Source organism: Bradyrhizobium sp. AUGA SZCCT0158 (assembly GCF_018130065.1).
Lineage (GTDB): Bacteria > Pseudomonadota > Alphaproteobacteria > Rhizobiales > Xanthobacteraceae > Bradyrhizobium.
The window spans coordinates 202,598-222,350 of record NZ_JAFCME010000007.1 but is presented as its reverse complement, the minus strand read 5'-3'; the positions used below and the strand labels follow the sequence as shown (position 1 = coordinate 222,350).

At 60.4% G+C, this 19,753-nt stretch carries 19 protein-coding genes and 1 pseudogene; 13 read left to right on the top strand and 7 right to left on the bottom strand.

Going from position 1 to position 19,753, the window contains the following annotated elements:
* The first annotated feature begins 83 nt into the window (after nt 1-83).
* The 3 genes and pseudogenes from JQ574_RS12715 to JQ574_RS12710 all read left to right on the top strand — a co-directional run bounded on the left by JQ574_RS12715 (nt 84) and on the right by JQ574_RS12710 (nt 1,368).
* Nucleotides 84-773 (top strand): enoyl-CoA hydratase-related protein, encoded by a 690-nt coding sequence (locus JQ574_RS12715; protein WP_249119309.1) that lies wholly within the window; start codon nt 84-86, stop codon nt 771-773.
* Nucleotides 727-837 (top strand): annotated as a pseudogene (locus JQ574_RS35685) (AraC family transcriptional regulator); the annotation flags it as partial. The gene JQ574_RS12715 and the pseudogene JQ574_RS35685, both read left to right, overlap by 47 nt.
* Entirely contained in the window at nt 838-1,368 is a 531-nt protein-coding gene (locus JQ574_RS12710; protein ID WP_312018265.1) for a helix-turn-helix transcriptional regulator, read from the top strand.
* 311 nt (nt 1,369-1,679) lie between these two features.
* Here JQ574_RS12710 and JQ574_RS12705 read toward each other — a convergent pair whose 3' ends face one another.
* Entirely contained in the window at nt 1,680-2,435 is a 756-nt protein-coding gene (locus JQ574_RS12705) for a transglutaminase-like domain-containing protein (protein WP_249119296.1), read from the bottom strand.
* Nucleotides 2,399-2,584, bottom strand: coding sequence for a transglutaminase N-terminal domain-containing protein (locus JQ574_RS35060; protein WP_249119295.1), 186 nt, complete (start codon nt 2,582-2,584; stop codon nt 2,399-2,401). The genes JQ574_RS12705 and JQ574_RS35060 overlap by 37 nt, the downstream gene beginning before the upstream one ends.
* A gap of 524 nt (nt 2,585-3,108) precedes the next feature.
* On the opposite strand from JQ574_RS35060, the gene JQ574_RS12700 reads away from it, so the two are divergent.
* On the top strand, nt 3,109-3,927 hold the full coding sequence (locus tag JQ574_RS12700; RefSeq protein WP_212209072.1) for a DUF2066 domain-containing protein: 819 nt from the start codon (nt 3,109-3,111) through the stop codon (nt 3,925-3,927).
* A gap of 148 nt (nt 3,928-4,075) precedes the next feature.
* Here the strand turns inward: JQ574_RS12700 and JQ574_RS12695 are convergent, their stop codons facing one another.
* Nucleotides 4,076-4,348, bottom strand: a complete 273-nt coding sequence (locus tag JQ574_RS12695) for a hypothetical protein (protein ID WP_212209073.1) — start codon at nt 4,346-4,348, stop codon at nt 4,076-4,078.
* 709 nt (nt 4,349-5,057) lie between these two features.
* Between JQ574_RS12695 and JQ574_RS12690 the strand changes: the two genes are divergently transcribed.
* The gene (locus JQ574_RS12690) at nt 5,058-5,552 is read left to right on the top strand and encodes a septal ring lytic transglycosylase RlpA family protein (protein ID WP_212209074.1); all 495 of its coding nucleotides are present in this window, start codon (nt 5,058-5,060) and stop codon (nt 5,550-5,552) included.
* Nucleotides 5,553-5,608: 56 nt separating this feature from the next.
* On the opposite strand, the gene JQ574_RS12685 is transcribed toward JQ574_RS12690, so the two are convergent.
* On the bottom strand, nt 5,609-8,311 hold the full coding sequence (locus tag JQ574_RS12685) for an AMP-binding protein (RefSeq protein ID WP_312018263.1): 2,703 nt from the start codon (nt 8,309-8,311) through the stop codon (nt 5,609-5,611).
* A gap of 327 nt (nt 8,312-8,638) precedes the next feature.
* Here JQ574_RS12685 and JQ574_RS12680 point away from each other — a divergent pair, with 327 nt between their 5' ends.
* Entirely contained in the window at nt 8,639-10,027 is a 1,389-nt protein-coding gene (locus tag JQ574_RS12680; RefSeq protein ID WP_212209075.1) for a hypothetical protein, read from the top strand.
* 95 nt (nt 10,028-10,122) lie between these two features.
* On the opposite strand, the gene JQ574_RS12675 is transcribed toward JQ574_RS12680, so the two are convergent.
* Entirely contained in the window at nt 10,123-10,470 is a 348-nt protein-coding gene (locus tag JQ574_RS12675; RefSeq protein WP_212209076.1) for a hypothetical protein, read from the bottom strand.
* Between the two features lie 112 nt (nt 10,471-10,582).
* On the opposite strand from JQ574_RS12675, the gene JQ574_RS12670 reads away from it, so the two are divergent.
* From JQ574_RS12670 to JQ574_RS12645, 6 genes are all read left to right on the top strand, one after another.
* Nucleotides 10,583-11,248: a glutathione S-transferase family protein gene (locus JQ574_RS12670; RefSeq protein WP_212209077.1), complete on the top strand. Its 666-nt coding sequence runs from the start codon at nt 10,583-10,585 to the stop codon at nt 11,246-11,248.
* Nucleotides 11,249-11,415: 167 nt separating this feature from the next.
* Nucleotides 11,416-12,183 carry an SDR family oxidoreductase gene (locus JQ574_RS12665; RefSeq protein ID WP_212209078.1) on the top strand — a complete coding sequence of 256 codons (768 nt, stop codon included), beginning with the start codon at nt 11,416-11,418 and terminating at the stop codon, nt 12,181-12,183.
* 23 nt (nt 12,184-12,206) lie between these two features.
* The gene (locus JQ574_RS12660; RefSeq protein ID WP_212209079.1) at nt 12,207-13,238 is read left to right on the top strand and encodes an L-idonate 5-dehydrogenase; all 1,032 of its coding nucleotides are present in this window, start codon (nt 12,207-12,209) and stop codon (nt 13,236-13,238) included.
* 91 nt (nt 13,239-13,329) lie between these two features.
* On the top strand, nt 13,330-14,235 hold the full coding sequence (gene dctP / locus JQ574_RS12655) for a TRAP transporter substrate-binding protein DctP (protein ID WP_212209080.1): 906 nt from the start codon (nt 13,330-13,332) through the stop codon (nt 14,233-14,235).
* 38 nt (nt 14,236-14,273) lie between these two features.
* Entirely contained in the window at nt 14,274-14,801 is a 528-nt protein-coding gene (locus JQ574_RS12650) for a TRAP transporter small permease (protein WP_212383563.1), read from the top strand.
* On the top strand, nt 14,798-16,111 hold the full coding sequence (locus tag JQ574_RS12645; RefSeq protein ID WP_249119294.1) for a TRAP transporter large permease subunit: 1,314 nt from the start codon (nt 14,798-14,800) through the stop codon (nt 16,109-16,111). Before JQ574_RS12650 ends, JQ574_RS12645 begins: the two co-directional genes overlap by 4 nt.
* Before the next feature lie 163 nt (nt 16,112-16,274).
* On the opposite strand, the gene JQ574_RS12640 is transcribed toward JQ574_RS12645, so the two are convergent.
* Nucleotides 16,275-16,586 carry a hypothetical protein gene (locus tag JQ574_RS12640; RefSeq protein WP_212209082.1) on the bottom strand — a complete coding sequence of 104 codons (312 nt, stop codon included), beginning with the start codon at nt 16,584-16,586 and terminating at the stop codon, nt 16,275-16,277.
* A gap of 643 nt (nt 16,587-17,229) precedes the next feature.
* Here JQ574_RS12640 and JQ574_RS12635 point away from each other — a divergent pair.
* Nucleotides 17,230-18,747 (top strand): porin, encoded by a 1,518-nt coding sequence (locus JQ574_RS12635; protein ID WP_212209083.1) that lies wholly within the window; start codon nt 17,230-17,232, stop codon nt 18,745-18,747.
* 7 nt (nt 18,748-18,754) lie between these two features.
* Here JQ574_RS12635 and JQ574_RS12630 read toward each other — a convergent pair whose 3' ends face one another.
* Nucleotides 18,755-19,666: a LysR substrate-binding domain-containing protein gene (locus tag JQ574_RS12630; protein ID WP_212209084.1), complete on the bottom strand. Its 912-nt coding sequence runs from the start codon at nt 19,664-19,666 to the stop codon at nt 18,755-18,757.
* Nucleotides 19,667-19,753 lie beyond the last annotated feature (87 nt).

Sequence of the window (19,753 nt, the reverse complement as noted above, 5' to 3'; positions counted from 1 at the left end):
GCAGGGAATAATTAGCTGCACGCCAGTCGATCGGAGCCTGCGTGTCGTTGCACAGTCCCCTGGAAACAATTCGGAGGCAACAAATGAACGACACTAGAACCCATGTCGGCCAGATCCGCACCGAGGTGCACGGGCATGTCTTCAAGATCATCATCGACAATGTGGCGAAGAAGAACTCCTTCAGTCCGCAGATGATGGCCCAGATGTCGGACGCGATGACGCTTCTCGACCGAACGGACGATTACTGGGTCGGGGTACTCTGCGCCGAAGGCCCTGATTTCACAGCCGGGCTGGATATGCCGAAATTCTTTGGACCCAAGGCCGAGAATACCGAGATCAAGCCCGGAAACGTCGACGCGTTCGCGCTGAAAAGCCGTTGTCGCAAGCCGATTGTGACGGCAGTGCAGGGGATCTGTTTTACGATCGGCATCGAAATGATGCTGGCTGGCGACATCGTCGTCGCGGCCGACGACGCACGGTTCTGCCAGATGGAATCCAAGCGCGGGATCGCGCCCCTTGGTGGTGCGCACTTCCGGTATTTGACGCGGGCTGGCTGGGGAGATGCGATGTATCATTTTTTCCTGTGCGACGAGTTCAACGCAGCGCGGGCTTACAAGATCGGATTTGTTCAGGAAGTCGTCGCTCCCGGCCAGCAGCGCCATCGACTACGTAAACGTAGACCGAGGCTCCGATCGGCATCAGATCGAGTTTTGGCTGGTTGCGCTGATGCGCATATGCCGACAGCTTACCGGCAGTCGAGTAGCCGCGCGTAGACTGAAAGTCAGGCATGCCAGGTCCGGCTCGCCGGCGGCGTTCAAGGCCTTCTTTGGAACCGAGGTGGAATTTGACGCCGATGCGGATGAGATAATGCTTCCGGCGCTGGCCGCTTCAATGCCGATCGTCGGGCGCGACCCTCATCTGAACGACTTGCTGCGACGATATGCAGAAGAGGCGCTTGCTCACCGACCGGGATTACGCGGGAGCAATCATTCGCGCGTGGAGGGATTAATGCCGCAGCTGCTTCCGCATGGGCGCGTTGAACTTTCGGAAGTCGCCCGCCAGCTCGGCATGAGTTCGCGTACGTTATCGAGGAAGCTTCGAGACGAGGGTGTAACCTTCGCCGAAGTACTCGACAGGCTGAGATCAGCTCTTGCCCAGCGCTATCTCAGTGATCGCGAACTGCCTATCACTCAAATAGCGTGGCTGTTGGGCTATCAGGAAGTCAGCTCCTTCACCCACGCATTCAAGCGATGGACAGGAACCACGCCAAGAGAATTCCGGCTGTCCAATTGCGTTCCAGCGAGAGGCGCGCCGATAGCGTTGGAAGCTCGTGACAAGGCCGACGACGAGCGACAGGGCGGCACCTAGGGTCGGGCAGTCCAGACCGTTAACTCAAAGCCATGGGCATGGTCGAAAAGGCATCCTTGCGAGATTTTCGGCGCGGAATCCCAAATTCTTGGCGCGCGATAACAAGATTTTCATGGCAGCGCTCCGGTATATGCGCACAGGCGCCGCACCAGGCTGGAATTGCCGGAAGCTTCATGTCACGCGACGATGCATTGTTCTGGCTTTCAATTGTTTGGCTTTCTGGCCTATGCAGCGCGGCTGCATGGGTACTTCTTGCGTTTTGACCGCGAAATCTCCGACAGCAGGAAGCTGTCATCGAATTCGAGCACGATCTATCGTGCGGACAGATCGGGCGCGTTCCCGATCTTCTGGACGGCGACGTTGACCGTCATGCCCAGGTAGTCGTTCGCTTCACCAAACCACGACCCTGCCAGCGGGATTGCTTGCGCCGGATGTCGGGCTACCGCCACCGGAATCAAATCAAAACCGGCACTGATCTGGTTGGTCGGGTCGTAGTCCAGCCAGCCGGCACCTGGGAGAAAGACCTGCAGCCACGCGTGGGTGGCGCCGGATCCGCTCACGCCGACCGCGCCGCCATCCAGCGCCGCATCGTAAAGATAACCGGTGACGAAGCGCGACGCGAACCCGAGCCGGCGCAATGCCTCGATCATGAGCCAGGCATAGTCCCGGCAAGTGCCGGATTTGGCGCGCAGGGTTTCACCGGGCGACTGGGTTCCTTCGGCGTCCCTCGGACGATAGGTGAACGTGTCGCGAAAAATGTGCAGCATCCGGTGCAAGACATCGGTGGTTCGATCCTGGTCGTCGGCAACGAAACTCTTGGTCCATGCGGCCAGGCTCGCGTCTTGATCCTCGGCATGAGGGCGTAGGTAACCGGCCAGGTCGGTCCATTCGTCGGGGGTGTACTGCACCGGAATTTCTTCGGCCCGGGATTCCAGCGGAAACGCCTCGACTCCTTTAACGCCGTAATACACGCCGCGAGCCTCAAAAATGATGGTCAGCTCACTGGCAGGTTCACTGAATTCCATCACCGTTACCGTGTTGGAGCGGGCATCGGTGGTCCAGTGCATTTTGCAGGAACGCTGCTTGTTGCGGACCAGCTGACGAGACGCGCCGATGCGCCGCGCCTTGGCAAGAACATGGCGCGGTGCGTACCGAAAATAACAGGCTTTGCATACCGGTAAGTGGTGGTGTGGCTTATCTTCCCGAGAACCGCCATTGTTCGTCCTGCTGTACAACCGGTGATTCAGGGCGCGTTTGCCACAAGCGCTTGGTTGCTGGTTTACGACGCTCTCTAACATCGCGGCGGCCGGCCTTGATCTAGATCAAGTGTCGGCTTTCTCACGACCAGCGGTCTGGCTTCGATGCACATTTGATCGCGGTCAGGGGTTCTTCGGTACGACCGGGCGCGGCACATTCGAAGACCGTTCGGCGGCTTTGTTTTTCCCCTGTTTCGTCCGAGAGGTTCCCTGTTACCGGGAAATATTTCCTTGTGAACTGAAGGGGGAATTGGCCCTGAGGCGGCTGCAATGCAGCCAGCTACTGGGCTACTCTCATGTTCTCGCTGGCCCCCAAAATCGTCCGTTTCCCTGTAAAATACCCTGTCAGGAGGGAATTTGCCTGGAGACGGGTGCGATCGGCACTGCGTCGCCAGCCAGCAACAGGTGAGGGCTTTCGGCCGTGAGGACGCATCCAGCGACGACACGCTCCATTCCCTGCTTTCTGGCGGCAATCGCGGCAGTAGTGCTGCTTGCGCTCCCCGCCGTCGCCGCCGAACCCACGCCACGGCAACCGGGGCTCGCCGACGCGGTAAACGCCATTCCACCGGCAGAACTCTATCGCGGGCAAACCATCGTGACGGGGCAGGGCGAGGCAAACCGTATCCTCGGCTTCGCATCGTGCCTGGAAGACGTTCTCGTCAAGGTAAGCGGCATGCTGCGGCTCGCAGGCGATCCGCGTCTCGACCCATACAAGGCCGATGCTGCGAAACTGGTTCGGGACTTTTCCTACCGCGATGAAAAGGGCGGCAAGCCGAAGAACGACGAGCAGGGCACCCGTGATCGCTCCTTCATTCTGACGGCCGAGTTCGACGAGGCCGCCATCAACGGCATGCTTGCCGAGCTGGGCGTCAAGCCATGGCTTACCCGCCGCCCGGTGCTTGGCGTCTTCGTGGAGATGCAGCCGGGCGCGCGACGATACGTGGTTGCAGGGGATTCGAAAGAGACGGAACTGCAGCGGGCTGCCCTCCTGGCGGCCGCGGCCAAGCGGGGAATGCCCGTCGTGCTGCCCGATGCCGCAGCGCTGGCTGGCGTCGGCACCAATGAGCTTGCGCTTGCGAGCATCGCGCCCGCGAAGATCGCCGAAGCCGTGGCCGGGCGGGGCGGAGAGGTCGTGCTGATCGCCCGCCTCGTGTGGGACGATCAAAAGCTGCGGTGGAACTCGAACTGGCAGCTCGATTGGCAGGGCAGGTCGCAGCAATGGCAGCTTGCGGCTGTCACGTTCGACGAGGCCTTCCGGCAAGGCATCGGCGCTGCCGCGCAAATCATTGCCGGGCACCAATAACGAACCGGAATTCGGCCGGGCAGCGGTGTGGTGACTCGGATCGATGCGCGATAACGGATGCTGTCGACCGAGACGGTTAAACCACCCACGCCGACGACGTCGTGAGTCAGGGCGCTGTCAGCCGATGCGCCCCACCGAACGAAGCCAATCAGCGCGACGAGAACACATTCTTCAACTGCACCAGGAATGTCACCAGCCATGCGCAGGCAAACATGCCCGCGAGACCCAGCGCCGTTCTGCGATCAGTCAAAGACAGGTTTGTCCACCACCATATCCGGTAAAGCCATAACCCTGTCGTGGCGATGCCAAGCAAGCAGACCAGCATCTTGAGAAAGGACGAGTTCGCGACACCTAAAGCGCCAAACAAGAGCGTTGCTGGAATGAGAAACATCGTGCAGGCGGATATCAAGGTCTCGTTCATGGGTCCTCAAGACATCTACGAATCGCGAGATTACAGATGCAGTTTGCAGCAACCGGCATCCTTCTGGAAGTGACACCAAGCGACTGATGATTGGCTTTGCCCGCCTACGATGCAAAGCGGACATTGGCAGACGAGGGCAGCCAAGGACCACAGGAGTGCTCCACTCAGCCAACCGCGGAAACGCCCGTTTTGAGGAGACTTTCAACGGAGACAAATTTCGATCCCGCTGAGCGGTGGGCCGGCAGTGGAATCTGGCCGAAGAATTCCCCGATCATGTGACGCCTCTCAATTCGTCCTCGACCGCTGCTCAATGGACCGAGGCAATCTTCTCTTACTCACATCCGGATTCGACGCTTACCTGATCACGTGTTGCCGTCGCCTCGCATGTCCGCTGGTGAGGTCGAAGCAGACTTGCTCGTAGATTAACCGGAACGTCTGCTGGTGACCCGAGCCGACATCGGTCAGACGCGCGCGCCTGCTCACGCGCTCACCAAGTGCCTCTATTCAGTCATGCTGATGACGCAATTTCTTTCTTAGTCGGTGGGAAAGACACCTGTGGAAGGACCACCCTGGTTCCCACAACGGTTCCGTCGCCAGTGTCGGCACGAACCCGCAAAAATCGGCACAAGCTCGTCAACGCATCCGCGTTCGCTTGACCATTTTCTGCGGGATCGGGAATCGAACGATCCAGAAAATCAATCGAGGAGTTATGATGTTGTTTCGCTCGGGCGCCGCAATTTGCGGTGTCGTAGTGCTGCTTGCCATTTCTGTTACCGTTGCTCGAAGTGAAATGGCTGCAGTTCATTCAAGCGCGGTCGTCAATGCCGCTTCGGGGGACGCGATTGTTGGCGCAGCATCCACGTACAATCCGTTCCGGCCCGGATGGCGGGAGGGCGGTCCGAACACAGCTTCAGGCGAGCGCTATGAGCCCTCTGTCTGGGCAGCTGCCATCAAGACGAGTCTGCGCCAGAAATTTGGTGGGGTCCGATATGGCGCGAGGCCGAAATATGCCCTCGTTGAGGCTGTAGGCAAGAAGGTCATCGTCAAGATAAATGACGTGGGGCCACTAACGCCTGGCCGCATCATTGACCTCAATGAGCGGACGATGCGCCATTTCGATCCAAGCCTGCAGCTCGGGGTAATTTATGGCGTAAGCGTCAGGCCGCTTTTCGGCGACTATTGGATTCCCGGACCGGTTGGCTGATCATCGCAAGGCGCTGGCACGGCGCAATTTGCGTCGCTGCCGTCCTGGTCCGATCCTCAGGTTTCGATGCCCAGTACGGGGCCACCGAATTGCGCTCCGTGAGCGCCGATCGGCGACCTGTGCGGTTCGTCGGCAGAGGGCGCGCCGTCAACCAGAACGTCAATTCTTTGCCGCAGATGACCAACCAGCTGTTCAGCGCCGACAGTCAGGCAGCCATGATGTCCCCATGGTACCTCGACGACGTCGAGTTGAGAACTGAGATGCCGCCACGCCCGGCCGTCGTGTTCGGCCGCGTAGAAAGTCACAGGGACCTCAAGCGGTGCCGGAAGATATTGCGCCATGGCGGCTGAATAAGCGTGCCACAACGCCGGCGGAATCTCGAGCTCGGCGGTCGTAATCGGCGTACTCGTCGACGCCTTGAAGCGACGCTCCAGCTCCGCCATTTTTTCAAATGCCCGGCGTAGAAGGTAAAGCGGAAGCAGCGGCTTCATCAGCCCGATGATCGCCCGCGGTACCGGACGCGCACTGATGGTCGGCGGGTCGACCATCGCAACCATATCAACCTTGTGGCCGGCGGCCATCAGCAGGCGGGCTGTTTCAAACGCCACCATGGCGCCGTTGCATTTGCCACCCAGGAGGAAAGGACCGCTGCTCTGCCTCTCCAGAACAAGCGGCAGGCGGTCGGCGGCCATCTCTTCGATCGACGGCGGAATCCTTTCCCCACGAAGACCATGGGGATCGATCGAAATGATCCGGTAGTCGGGCCCGAAAAGCTCGACCATCCGCCGCATACCCGAGTGGCCGCTGACAATGTCCCCATTGAAGAAGAACAGGGGAGACCGATCGCCGCCGGCACCGAACTGGAGGAACGGCGTCGCCGGGGTGCCTGTCTGCATGGCGATTTTTGGGGCAAGTTGGCGGATCGTTTCCGCCCCGTACAGAATCGTTCCCGGTAGGCGTTGGCCGATCAGCCGCTCGATTTCGATGAGCATTTCCATCGCTAGAAGGGAGTCACCACCGCTGGCGAAAAAATCATCTTCGACCGTCACAGCCTCGGACTTCAGCAGCCTCCGCCACAGGGTCAGCAATTCAGCTTCCAGATCCAATGGCCCTTTGTTCACAACAGGCACGGGCATCGCGCCCTGATCGCCCATCAACCCGTCGAACGACTCGCGCAGCCGTCGGCGCTGCACTTTTCCCGTCGCCCCTTTTGGCAGTTGGTCGAGGATCAGAATGCGCCGCGGAATCTTGAACGAGGCCAACGCGCGTTGCAGGAACTGGCGAAGCTCCGCAGGTGTCGCCTGCGCACCAGGATGGGGAACGATGGCGGCTGCGACGTCCTCGCCAAGGCGTGGATGGGGGATTGCGAAAGCAGCGGCCTCGGCTATGGCGGGATGGCGTAGTAGGGCGGATTCAACCTCAGCAGGGGCGATCTTCTCACCGCCGCGGTTGATCAGTTCGCTCAGGCGCCCGTGCAGCGACAGGAAGCCGTCCTTGTCGAGGCTGCCGATATCGCCCGTGCGCAACCAACCCTCTTTGAAAGCAGCTTGATTGAGTTCCGGCGCATCGAGATAGCCAGAGATCACGGTGGGGCCACGAACCCAGACCTCGCCCCGCTCGCCAGCTGGTAAGGCATGTCCATCCTCACCAACAATGGCCACGGTATCGGGCCACGGTTGCCCGCAAGTCCCTGGCCGGTTTGGACCAGGCGGCGGCAGGTTGGTGGCGATTTGCGCGGCTTCGCTGGAGCCATAATGTTCCAGCACCGGCACGCCTAAAATGCGCTGCAGGTCGTTCTGCACCTCCTTCGGGAGTGGCGCGCCGCCCGATACAACGAACCGCAGAGTGTGCGCCGCCTGTGCATCCTCAAGGCTTTTTGCCTTGTCGAGCACGGCAGTGTGGAGCGTGGGACCCGCCGAGTACCAGGTCGGCCGCAGGACATCGAGCCATTCATCGAGCGCCACGACGGCAAAGTTCGCCGGCACAGCAATGCTGCCGCCCGTCAGCAGTGGTGTGAAGACCGTTACTTTGAGCCCATGGGAGTAGTGAGGCGACGACGCGCTCAGGCAGCGGTCCTCAGGCGTGAGGCCGAACCAGGCCTGAAGCCGTGCGGCCGCCGCCAGCATATTGCCATGACTGAACGGAATGAGCTTTGGCTGCGCGGTCGTGCCCGACGTCTGCAGGATGAAGGCAGGCGAGCCCGGATCGGGCTCAGCGTCGATCGCAGGGGAGTTGGAGGCCTGCACGTCGATATTTAGTCCAAGCTGACCGTGTCCGATCGGAGCGGCTTCGATCACGGCAATCCTTCTCTGCTCAGCGGCCTGACACGCTTCAGAGGCCCTGCCTTGCGGCACGAGAAGCGCGTTCAGGTGCAGCATGTCGAGACGTTGATCGAATTCCGCCTCGGACAGTCGCGGATCAAGAGGAACCGCGATGCTGCAGCAGGCCACTGCCACGATGGCGAGAGCCGCCTCCGCGCCGTTCGGCATGAGTACCCCGATCCGGGCGTTGCAATCGAATCCAGCCAAACGAAGCTGCCGGCGGATGCCGTCCAGCTGGCGCTGAAGGTCGCGGTACGTCAGCGGCGCAAAATTGGTGGAGACAATCGCAGGCTGGTCCGGGAACCGGCTGGCAGTCCGACCGATGACCTGGCCCAGCGTGCCTTGGACCTCGAGCTCTGCGCCGTCGCGGACGGACGAGGCTCCCTCGGACAAGATCACGCAAGCCGAATTCGCGTTCCCCAGGAGCAAATTCGTCACACAAGCCTCCCGTGACCACAACAATGTGACCGCTGTGTGCCGCCGCCGCTACACCAAGCCACTGCAATCGCCAGTGGCAAGATTACACCCACCTCCCCACTGACTGGACAACTGGCAATGATGGGTACCTCGGATGGGTAGGGGAATTCTGCCTATGGAATTCTGTATCCATTGGCAGCGTATCGGGCAGCCGATAGAGCTCTGGACGGCGCATGGCCTTACCTACGAAAATGGTCGCAGGCAGGCGATGCTCGTCTGTAACAGGGGGACGCCCGCCTTGTTCGCTCGCGTGCGGCGGCCAGGGTCCGATGGGCGCGGATGATTGCTATGTCTTTATTCCGGTTTCACCCGCCACCAGCAATTCGCAAGCGAGGCCTGCGAAGCGCAATACTAGCGGGTCTGGGCCGCGGCACGCATAGCTGGCCAGCCCTTCTTGTGTTGAAGGGGCTCAATGCCGCACTCACGGCGGTATCGAATTTCGTCCTGGCGTACGTGCTGGTTCGAACAGTTGGCCTGGAGTCGTATGCTTTTATTGCGGGCTTGCTGGCGGTCGCTGCTCTTGTGGTGCAATGCGATCTTGGAATTACCGTTCTGACATTTTCCGAACTGCGGTCCCACTACCTGAGTGAGGCCGACAGACGTAAGGCGAACCAGGACGACCACGACCTGGTGCGAGCAACCGTGACGATCTACACCGCGATCGCTGCCATCGCCGTCGCAATTCTGGGTGTGGCGTTCGTTTCCGGCATTATTCCTGTCGCACATCATGGCATCGGGTATTTCCTGATTTTCGCCGGGGCTGTCTGTCCTTTGCCGCGCATGCCGCTTCGCGCGGCCATCAACGCCAGGGATGGCTTTGTTTGGACTGAGGGCGTTGATCTGGTTAGACGTGTCGCGATCCTGGCGGTGACGATCGCGATGCTTTTCGGCCTTTCGTTTGTCGCATATGGCGCACTGAGCTTGTGCATATGGGTGACGTCGATATCAGCTCTGGTCTGGCTCGCCCGCCCACACGGCTTTGCATTGCAGAGTGGAGTGTTTCTCAAGGGTCTGCTTTTTCTGAGGCGCAAGTTTCGGAAGGCGAGCGCGACGGTCGTGTTGTCGTCGGCCGAGTTTGTGATCAGCATTTTTCCGTACTACCTGCTGGCTGCGACAGGGGATGGAGCGGCAATTGTCGCGTTCGATATGTTCTATAAGGTGTCGCGCTTCGCGATGGTGACCTACCTGATTGGCGCAGAGACGGCCCTCCCTCATCAAACGCGCGCGCTACATAACGCAAATGCGTTCGGATTGGGCAGAGCAACCGCGGCCGGATTCCTGTTGGGTTTATTGCCGATGACCCTGGGCATTGTCGCGGTCTCCATGTTCGGCGAAAGGATATTTGGTACTATTTTGAACGATAGCGGAATAGTCTCGCCGACTATGCGCGCGGCACTTTGTGCAATGCTCGTGTTCATGCTGATACAGACAACGTGCGCATTCGTGCTGGTCGGCGCGGGAAGATTTGAGGCGCTTGCCCGTCGCGCCAGCATCACCCTTGCGGGGATGGCGCTGATCAGCGCTCTTACGTTTCTGTTTCATTGGAGCATCGACACGTTTATCGTCGCCTATGTATGTGTCTATGGAGGAGGCGCTTTGCTTTACGCGGCGTGTCTGTATTCGCTAAGCAGATCCTTGTGGGAAAAGAGCTCTCACGCCTTCAAAATGGGAACGTAAATCGGCGATGGAAATGCGCCAATCTGCGGGCGCCGGCGGCTTCTCAAGAAAGCAGGGAGAGAAAAATTCCCGAACGCCATTGCCGGCAGCGCTCATTAGCGTCGGCGCAGCGGACGTTCGTAGGCGACGATCGCCACATCAGGAAATGTGGTCTCGATTTCAAGGATCTCATCAAGGGCGGCAGGATCCAGACGCGCCGGGACGATCCGATTGCAAAGACCCCGACCGACCTCCGCCTCTTGCCGGGTGCGATAGGCCATCAGATAGACGCCAAGCCGATCTCCGGCCTGCGCCAGGAGGCGACCCTCTTCTGCGCTTGGCACGTACCACTCCGACGCATCGATTTCGGCGAGTTCGCAATCCTCGAATTGATCGAGAATCGGCAATCGCCCGCAAGGACGCCCGACGGGATTGTCGCGCTTATCCGGCCAGGCTTCGATCACGTCACGGGTCTCCTGCGGTTTTGCGTTGACATCAAACTGTGATGCATTGGACCATGGCGCAAGCCTTCATCGCACCCGGTCGCAAACCCGGAATAACAAGAAGTTGGAACTGATGATCCTTTATTCCGCAGCGCTTAGCATGTTTGGTGCCAAGGTCCAGATCGCCCTGATCGAGAAGGCAATCGATTTCCAGCTGGTCATGGTGCCATACGATCGCGATCGCGGCTACGAGCCGAAACATCCCGAGGTGCTACGGGTCAATCCGAAGCGGCAGGTGCCGGTGCTGATCGACGGTGACGTGGAGATTTTCGACTCGACACAGATCTTCGAGTATCTGGAGGACGTGCAACCGGCGCCGCCGCTGTGGCCCCGAAAGCCCGCAGCGCGGGCCGCCGCACGCCTGCTCGAGATGAAGTCCGATGAAGTTTATTTCCCGCACGTCATCAGGTTGATGGGATTGCAGGACGAGCCTGACGACCCGGCCGCGGTCGCAGCACGTGACCGTGCGTCACGCCATTACCTGGAGATGGATGCGCTTCTGGCTGATCGCGAATGGCTCGCCGGCGATTACACCTTTGCAGACATTGCGTTCTACATGGCCGCTTTGTTCGGCGAACGCATGGGAGCGGTGCTGGGGCAGGAGACACCGAGGCTGCTTGCGTGGCGCGAGCGCATGACCTTGCGGCCCGCCGTGATGCCGGTTGTCACCGCACTCGCGCGTTACCTATCGAGCCAAGGACGACCGGTGCCGGGATGGCTCGATGCAGCCGTGAGATAGCCGGCAGGCGTTCACCCGAGGCGCCAACACGCATCATGAGCCGCGATACGGTCCAGGCGCGTTGTCGATCATCTACATCCATTCCGCCCCCTTCCTGCGGCCTGGATTGAGCGGTATCAAGGAGTCGCTCGGGCGGTGTTGCCCCCGACGCCAGCAGGGGTCGTTAAATGGCATTTGAACTGTTCCAACTGACCGGCCAACGGGCGCTCATTACCGGCTCGTCGCAGGGCATCGGCTTTGCGCTGGCGCAGGGCCTTGCCGAACACGGCGCCGAGATCGTCCTCAACGGCCGCGACGCCGGCAAGCTGGAGGCGGCCGCGGCGAAACTCAAGTCCGCCGGACACAGGGTATCGGTGGCCGGCTTCGACGTCACGAACGCGCAAGCCGCCAGGGATGGCGTCGGGGCGATCGAGCAGAACACCGGGCCGATCGATATCCTGATCAATAACGCCGGCATGCAGTTCCGCTCGCCGCTCGAAGACTTTCCCGTCGAGAGATGGGAGCAATTGCTCGCCACCAACATTTCGAGCGCGTTCTATGTCGGCCAGGCCGTCGCCCGTCACATGATCCCGCGTGGTCGGGGCAAGATCATCAACATCGCCTCGGTGCAGAGCGAACTCGCGCGCCCGGGCATTGCGCCCTACACCGCAACCAAGGGGGCGATCAAGAACCTGACCCGCGGCATGTGTACCGACTGGGCCAAATACGGCCTGCAGATCAACGCGCTGGCGCCGGGTTATTTCAAGACCCCGCTCAACCAGGCGCTAGTGGACAATCCGGAATTCTCGGGCTGGCTCGAAAAGCGAACCCCTGCCGGACGCTGGGGCAATGTCGAGGAGCTGGTCGGCGCCGCCGTGTTCCTGTCCGGAAGGGCGTCGTCCTTTGTCAACGGGCACACGCTCTATGTCGATGGCGGGATCACCACCAGTCTGTAAGCTTCGCGCCGCGGGAGTTCCACATGAAAGCCGTCGTCATCCATGCCGCCCGCGATCTGCGGGTCGAGGAACGTGAAGCCGAGGCCGCCGGCGCGGGACAGGTCGAGATCGCCGTCGAGGCCGGCGGCATCTGCGGCTCGGATCTGCATTATTTCAACCATGGCGGCTTCGGCACGGTGCGGGTGCGCGAGCCGATGATCCTCGGTCACGAAGTGGCCGGGACCATCAAGGCGCTGGGGGCGTCGGTATACGGGCTCGCGATCGGCGACCGCGTCGCCGTTTCGCCGAGCCGGCCCTGCAATGCCTGCGACTATTGTCTGAAGGGCCAGCAGAACCAGTGCCTCAACATGCGCTTCTACGGCAGCGCGATGCCGATGCCGCATATCCAGGGTGCGTTTCGCCAGCGCCTCGTCGCGGAAGCCTGGCAATGCCACAGGGTTGCCGACGGTGTCTCGATCAACGAGGCGGCCTTTGCGGAGCCGTTCGCCGTTGTCCTGCATGCGGTCAACCGCGCCGGATCGCTGCTCGGCAAGCGGGTGCTGGTGACGGGATGCGGCCCGATCGGCGCCCTGGCGATCGTGGCGGCGCGTCGGCACGGTGCGCGGGAGATCGTTGCGACCGACGTAATGGCCGCGGTTCTCCAGAAAGCGCTTGGGCTCGGCGCCGACCGGGTGATCAATGTCGCTGAAGCCCCCGATCAGCTCGGCGCCTATTCGGCCAACAAGGGCTATTTCGATGTCCAGTTCGAGGCGTCCGGCAACGAACGAGCGGTCCGCTCGGGGCTGGAGGTGCTCAAGCCGCGCGGCGTCCTGGTTCAGCTCGGCCTCGGCGGCGACGTTTCGATCCCGCAAAACATGGTGGTGGCCAAGGAGATCGAAATGCGCGGCACCTTCCGCTTCCATGAAGAATTCGGCCTCGCCGTCGACCTCATCAACCGGAAACGGGTGGATCTGGCGCCGCTGCTGACCGGGGTTTTTGGACTGGAAGAGGCGATACACGCCTTCGAGGTTGCGGGAGATCGCAGCCGATCCATGAAGGTTCAGCTAAGCTTCTGAAGATACCGGAAGATAACAGGGGGAGAAAAAAATGAAACTCGTACGTCTGTTGGGTGCGGTGGCGTGCCTGATCCTGTTTCAGGCCTCGGCAATGGCGCAGGAAGTGTCGCTGCGTCTCGTGTCGGCCTTTCCGGAAAACAGCTTTTACGTTTCCCATCTTTTGAAGTGGGTGAAATCGGTAAACGAGCGCGGCAAAGGGGTCCTGCAGATAAACTTCATCGGTGGCCCCCGTGCCATTCCCACATTTGAAGTTGGCAATGCGGTGAAGACGGGGGTCGTCGATATCGCCATGTCGACCGGGGCTTTTTACACCAACGTCATGCCCGAATCCGACATGCTGAAGCTCGCTGAAAAGCCGGTCGCCGAGCAACGAAAGAACGGAGCCTTCGACTACATCAACAAGGTGTGGAACGAGAAAGCCAACATGCAGTACCTGGCGCGGATGGTGGAGAGCCAGCCGTTCCATCTCTATCTTAACAAGAAGATCGACAAGCCGGACCTTACCGGCCTCAAGATCCGGATCACGCCGGTTTATCGCGAGTTCTTTCAGGCGCTCAATGCGAATGTCGTCACGACTGCTCCAGGTGAAGTCTATACGGCGCTGGAGCGAGGGGTTGTTGATGGCTATGGCTGGCCGATCGGTGGGTTGTTCGACCTGAACTGGCAGCAGCACACCAAATTTCGCGTCGATCCGGGCTTTTACGATGCGGAGGTTTCCATCATCGTCAATTTGGACAAATGGAAGAGCCTTACCGAGAAGCAGCGTGACTTCCTGAACAGCATGGCGTTGGAGCTGGAGGCCGGCAACAGCTTCTGGAAGCAGTATGCCGTCGATGAGGAAAAGCGGCAGGCGGATGCCGGCATCCAGACGATCAAGCTGGATGGCGACAAAGCGAAGGTCTTCGTCGATACCGCCTATAGCGTCGCTTGGGCGGCTGCGATCAAGGCGAGCCCGGCGCATGCGGAAAAGCTGAAAGCATTGTTCGGGAATCGCTGATAACTGCGACGTCCGCCAGTGGCGAGAGAGTGTGCTCTATGGATGTGCTGGATCGGTCGATTGGCAAGCTTTGCCTCGCGTTGGTATCCCTGGCATGTGCGTTGCTGTTCGGGATGATGCTGGTCATTTGCGTTGACGTATTCCTTCGCAACGTGACCGTGCCTGGGATGCCCCGCGGGTTTGCCTTGGCCAGCGACCTGTCTGAGTCTGCGATCTATCTGATGACCTTGCTGGTGGCGCCGTATCTGTTGCGAAGCGGTCGCCATATCCGGATTGATCTCCTGCTCCACATGGTGCCGGCGCGGATCGGCTGGCTGATGGAGTTGCTTGCCGCCTGCGCGATGCTCGTTTGTTGCCTGGCGATTGTCTGGTACGGCTTCATTGTTACCGCGCGCAGTGCGGGCGGCAACGCCATGCTCATCAAGACCGTCGTCTATCCGGAGTGGTGGATTCTGGTGCCGCTGCCGTGTGTGTTCGTGCTGTTGTCGCTCGAGGCAATCTTCCGGCTGCGAAGCCTCATTGACGGGCCACGGCAGCCGCGCCACGAGCAGGTGTCGGTGTCATGATGAGTTGGGAAGCTGCCGCCTGGTTACTGCTCGGCGGATCAACCGTTCTGATGTTCGCCGGATTGCCGGTCGGATTCGCGTTTCTCCTCATCAATCTGATCGGAGCCTACCTTTTTATGGCCGGTGAAGCCGGCCTGTCCCAGCTCGTGCGCAGCTCGGTCTCCTCGATCACCACGTTCTCCCTGACGCCGATTCCGCTCTTTGTCCTGATGGGCGAAGTGCTTTTTCACACCGGTTTGGCGGTCAAGGTCATCGACGGCATTGAGAGGGTTATCAAGCACGTCCCGGGCAGACTTGCGGTGGTCGCGGTCGTGGCCGGAACCGTGTTCAGCGCGATTTCGGGATCGACGATCGCAACGACGGCGATGCTCGGCAGCCTGATGGTGCCGATCATGCTGTCGAGGGGCTATCATCCCACGATGGCAACGGGCCCCATCATGGCGATCGGCGCGGTTGATATGCTGATTCCGCCGAGCGCCCTTGCCGTTTTGTTGGGAAGCCTCTCCGGCATTTCGATCTCCAAGCTCCTCATCGGGGGAGTTATGCCGGGCATCATTCTTTCGGTTCTCTTCGTGGGGTGGATTATCCTGCGCACGCTATCCAAGCCGGAATTGGCGCCCGATAGCGAATTCAAGGAATACAGCGGATGGGCGAGGTTCAGTCCGCTGGTACTCTATGTGGTGCCGCTGGTTTCGATCTTCGGGCTTGTCGTCGGTGCGATGGTGGCCGGCTGGGCAACACCGACAGAGTCTGCCGCGATCGGCGCTTTCGCGACGATCGTGCTCGCGGCAGTCTACCGAGCGTTGACGCCGAAAGTTCTGTGGCAATCCCTGCACGGCACGGTGCTTATTTCCGGGATGATTCTCTTCATCATCATTGGAGCAACGACCTTTTCTCAAATATTGTCGTTTTCCGGCTCCACGAATGGAATCGTGAACATCATCACGCAAAGCGGGCTGTCGGCCAACGCCCTGGTCATCGTCATGTTGTTGATCCTGATCGCGCTCGGCGTCTTCATCGATCAGGTCAGCATGATGCTGATCACGCTTCCCATCTTCATGCCGCTGGTGAACTCACTTGCGATCGACCCGGTGTGGTTTGGGGTGCTGTTCCTGATCTGCATGCAACTGGGAATGCTGCTGCCGCCCCACGGCCTGTTGCTGATGACGATGAAGGGGGTGACGCCGCCTCAGGTATCGATGGGGCATATCTTCCAGGCGGTCGTTCCATACCTCGTCATCAGCATTGCAGTTCTCGCGCTGGTCTATCTGGTGCCTGGAGTGGCGACCTGGATGACGAAAGCGCTGTAGCGCGGACCTGGCATGATGCTGGCAAGGGATCGTCCTGGCCGCATAGCCAGGCTCCCGGTTGAAGCGAAACGCAATATGACGGACTGGGTACTCAGGAAGGATTACTGAGCTCCCTCGATTTCGGCGGTGTGATTGTTGAGGACGGCAATGGTCCCGCTATAGCTCAGCGCCGGACAGCGGTTTCCATGAACTCCTGCACCGAGAGCGGCACCTCATCGAATTCAGGAAAGCGCCGACGCAACTCGTCGGCAATATCCACCGTGACATCGCGCGACCAGCCCTCGGCAGTATTGAAGGCGACGATCCGCACTGGATGGCTAAACTGGTCTTCCAGGAGGCGGCGGATCAAACTCTCGCGGTCGGTGCCTTCCTCGTCTGCCTCGCACCAGGCGCGTCCGAGCCTGCCAAAATCGTTTAGCACCAGATAGATGTCGTGATCGCCACGATGCGGCACGATGGACGGGGAGCGAGGCATACGGAATAATTCCCGCGCGAAAACAGGTATGGAACCTTACTCTGTTGCAATTCTTTGTGTTTGGAAAATCCGAGGTAAATCAAACGGATGATAGATGAGGGCGCGATCGGGGCCTATGCTCACGCCGCTGGGCTTTCAGCGCATCTGGTCCAGCAAGCCTTGGCCTCAGCTCGCAAGCCTCCGAGCTGGGGCTTTTTCCTTCTGCGAACAGTGGCGCCGCCCCGAGCGTTTTAGGGCCTGAGGTTCCAAACTATCTCAGTGGCTGAAGTCCTGGTGACGACAACCTCGCATCGCGATCAGCGGTGGTGTCGGCTGCCTGATCTGTTTCGGTGGTCTTCGCAGCAGAGGCCGGCATCGTCGCGGCCTGGGCCTCTAGCCGTGCCCGCTCGGCTTCGATGTTTTTTCCCGATCATCGCCATCGCAAGGCGCACAGCACTGCAAACGACGCATTGCAGTGCTTCCATTTTATGAGGGAAGAGCCGCTCCTTGTGCCTTTCGCGTAACACTCGCCCGGAAAGAAGTCTGAAGACACTTGTGCAGGGTGTCCGTTGCTCGATCGTTACCTAAATCTGCGACCTAAGATTCGAACGGTTGCGGAGCCGGGCCTGGTGAGGGCCACTCCGAAAGAGCAGGCAAGCAGATCATGAAGATATTCAACAGCACGGTTCTTGGCACGGCAGCATGTCTTGTCGCCTTGAGCGGAGCCCACGCGGCGGATCTTCCAGTCAAGGCCAAGGCGGTCGAATATGTCAGGATCTGCTCCCTTTATGGAAACGGCTTCTACTTCATCCCGGGTACCGACACCTGTATCAAGCTCGGCGGTTACATGCGCGCCGATGTCACCTTCAACGGCGGCGGTATTCAGGGCACCCCGGCGTGGAGTGGCCTGGCGGGTCAGAAAAGTCGGCTGAGCAACTATTATTTCGCTCGCGCCCGCGAAAACCTCAACGTCGACACCCGCACCGCGACCGAATACGGCGTGGTCCGTACTTACTTCGATGCGAATTTTTCCTGGACCACGGGTACCTATGCCGCTGCCGCCGCTGGTGGCGTCGGTGGCACCGCGTACTCTGCGTCGCCGCTTAACCAAGCCGACGGCGCTACCTCAGGCGGCGGGTTCGCCGTCAACTTCGCATTCATCCAGTTCGCCGGCTTCACGATCGGCAGGGCTGTATCGATGTTCGACGCCCCCTTCGCCGGCTATCCCGCCAACATCACTGACGCGCTCCTCGGCGGCCACTCCGATCAAACCGGCGTGAACCAGTTTTCCTATACGGCCGATTTCGGTCAGGGCATCAGCGGTACGGTCTCGCTGCAGGATCAGGTCACCTATTACCAGACCAATTTGTGGAACGCATCGGGCCTCACCGCAGCCGGCTTCGCGGCCGGCGCCTACGGCACCAATAATTTCGGCGGCACGCGGTCTCCCGACATCGTCGGCATGCTTCGCGTCGATCAGGCCTGGGGCATGTTCCAGGCCTCGGTAGCCGCGCACAACATCCACGCGGGCTACTACGGCGCGGCTGAAACCTCAGGTCATCCAAGCGACAAGTGGGGCTGGGCTGGTCAGCTGGCCATGACGATCAAGAACCTGCCGACTGGCAAGGGCGACGACATCGATATTTCATTCGGCTATTCGGACGGTGCCAGCCGTTACGTCTGGCAGAGCCTGGTCGCACCCACCGTCGCCATGTATGGCAGCAGCGCTCTAGCTGGCGTTTACCAGGGCCTGAGTATTGGGGGCGTTTCTGACGGCATTTTCACGACCGGCAATGGGATCGAGACGACCAAACTGTGGGGCTTTCGTACCGGTTATACGCACAACTGGAACAGCCAGTGGAATTCAGCGCTGTTCGGCTCCTACACGTCGGTCAGCTACAATGCCACGGCAAGGGGTTATATCTGCGCCACCGTCACCACCTTCCTGACGCCAGGCTCGACCTGCAATCCGAACTTCAACGTCGCGCAGATCGGCACCAACACGCGCTGGTCCCCCGTGAAGAACCTCACTTTCACGGGTGAGCTGATGTACACGCATGTGGATCAGCAATATTCCGGCGTCGCCGCCTTGCCGGCGGTCAGTGTCAAGCCGGCAGCCCTGTACGAACTCAAGGACCAGGGCACATTGTCACTCGCCTTCCGCGCCCAGCGTAACTGGTAAGACGAGCCTATGCTTGCGGCGGGTTGCTCATCGTGCTGAGCGCCTGCCGCACGGCTTCCACCAGGTCCAGGGCCACCGGCGAGGGACTGCGCTGCGGCGGAAACACGGCAGCGAATTCGAAATCGATCCGCGGCAGGAAAGGCCGCGCCACGACGCCCCGGTTCTCGAACTCCTGCGCTGTGAACGGGTCGCAGATCGCGACGCCAAGTCCGGATGACACCAGCCCGCACATGATTTCCGAGAGGCTGGTCTCGACCCGGAGAACCCGGCGGACATCGTCGCGATTGAAGGCCTGGTCGATCAGATGCCGGCCGGTGGATCCCGACGTCAGCGACACGAAGGTCTCGCCTTCGAAATCGCGCGGCTGCAACGTCGCCTTGGCCGCGAGCCGGTGTCCGGTTGGCAGCACGGCGACGCGGGCCGGCGCCGGCAACCGCACGCTCGATAATCCCGCGTGGGCGATCGGCACTTCGGCGAAGCCGATGTCACATTGGTTGTTCAACACCCAGTCGACCACAATCGGTGAGATCACGCCGAAGAACGACAGATTGAGGTTCGGCCGCTCCATCAGGAATCGCCCGGAGAGCCTCGGCAAATAGCCGTTGGACAGCGCTGGCAGCGCCGCGATCCGCAGCGTGCCGGTCCGGCGGCTGCGGATTTCTTCGGCTGCCGCCGTGATCCGTTCGAGACCGACAAAGGACCGTTCGACCTCCATGTAGAGCGCCGTCGCGGCAGCCCTCGGCACCAGCCCGGTGCCGCGCTTGTCGAACAGCTCCATTTTCAGCAGCGCCTGGAAGTCGCGCAGCAACCGGCTGACGGCTGGCTGCGTCACAGCCATCAGCTTTGCCGCTTCCGTCACGCTGCCCGTCAGCATCATCGCGCGGAAGGCTTCGACCTGCCGCGAATTGATTCGAGCCATCTTCTCTCTATCCATAATATTTCGGCATGAAGAGGGTGCCATTATTAATTGGACGACGAAAGCGTGGGTTGCGATCTTTTTCATCAA

Excerpts from the sequence above, each read along its gene's own strand:
- JQ574_RS12640 (WP_212209082.1), bottom strand. The coding sequence starts at position 16,586 with ATGCCTCGCTCCCCGTCCATCGTGCCGCATCGTGGCGATCACGACATC.
- JQ574_RS12660 (WP_212209079.1), top strand. The coding sequence starts at position 12,207 with ATGAAAGCCGTCGTCATCCATGCCGCCCGCGATCTGCGGGTCGAGGAA.
- JQ574_RS12630 (WP_212209084.1), bottom strand. The coding sequence starts at position 19,666 with ATGGCTCGAATCAATTCGCGGCAGGTCGAAGCCTTCCGCGCGATGATG.
- JQ574_RS12690 (WP_212209074.1), top strand. The coding sequence starts at position 5,058 with ATGATGTTGTTTCGCTCGGGCGCCGCAATTTGCGGTGTCGTAGTGCTG.
- JQ574_RS12705 (WP_249119296.1), bottom strand. The coding sequence starts at position 2,435 with ATGCACTGGACCACCGATGCCCGCTCCAACACGGTAACGGTGATGGAA.
- JQ574_RS12715 (WP_249119309.1), top strand. The coding sequence starts at position 84 with ATGAACGACACTAGAACCCATGTCGGCCAGATCCGCACCGAGGTGCAC.
- JQ574_RS12645 (WP_249119294.1), top strand. The coding sequence starts at position 14,798 with ATGATGAGTTGGGAAGCTGCCGCCTGGTTACTGCTCGGCGGATCAACC.
- JQ574_RS12665 (WP_212209078.1), top strand. The coding sequence starts at position 11,416 with ATGGCATTTGAACTGTTCCAACTGACCGGCCAACGGGCGCTCATTACC.
- JQ574_RS35060 (WP_249119295.1), bottom strand. The coding sequence starts at position 2,584 with ATGGCGGTTCTCGGGAAGATAAGCCACACCACCACTTACCGGTATGCA.
- JQ574_RS12680 (WP_212209075.1), top strand. The coding sequence starts at position 8,639 with ATGTCTTTATTCCGGTTTCACCCGCCACCAGCAATTCGCAAGCGAGGC.
- JQ574_RS12635 (WP_212209083.1), top strand. The coding sequence starts at position 17,230 with ATGAAGATATTCAACAGCACGGTTCTTGGCACGGCAGCATGTCTTGTC.
- JQ574_RS12670 (WP_212209077.1), top strand. The coding sequence starts at position 10,583 with ATGATCCTTTATTCCGCAGCGCTTAGCATGTTTGGTGCCAAGGTCCAG.
- dctP (WP_212209080.1), top strand. The coding sequence starts at position 13,330 with ATGGCGCAGGAAGTGTCGCTGCGTCTCGTGTCGGCCTTTCCGGAAAAC.
- JQ574_RS12650 (WP_212383563.1), top strand. The coding sequence starts at position 14,274 with ATGGATGTGCTGGATCGGTCGATTGGCAAGCTTTGCCTCGCGTTGGTA.
- JQ574_RS12695 (WP_212209073.1), bottom strand. The coding sequence starts at position 4,348 with ATGAACGAGACCTTGATATCCGCCTGCACGATGTTTCTCATTCCAGCA.